Origin of the sequence: Mediterraneibacter sp. 210702-DFI.5.30, from assembly GCF_020560115.1 — a bacterium.
Taxonomy (GTDB): Bacteria; Bacillota; Clostridia; order Lachnospirales; family Lachnospiraceae; genus Mediterraneibacter; species Mediterraneibacter faecis.
On the sequence record NZ_JAJCME010000257.1, the window covers coordinates 1 to 216 of the forward strand.

The 216-nt window shown below is 44.0% G+C and carries 1 protein-coding gene; it reads right to left on the reverse strand.

What is annotated here, in order from left to right; genetic code table 11:
• Positions 1-216 (reverse strand): deoxynucleoside kinase (locus LI126_RS15475; protein WP_227165781.1); only part of this gene is annotated, 216 nt, incomplete at both ends.

Here is a 216-nt window from a genome sequence, read left to right on the forward strand (position 1 = left end):
GTAGTCCTTAAGCTCAGGGTTGTTGTCGATCTGTTCATAGTCGCGGCCCCGTTTTTTGATTCGGTAGAGAATGGTCTCAAAAGAAGTTTCTGAATAAACCATCAAATCAGGCGCTTTTTTAGGCAGCCTGTTCAAATCGCTCATCATATTGTCAAGCAGCTTTAGGTAAACATCCAGCTCCGTATCAGAGATGTTGCCTTCCGCGTTGTTTTCCTT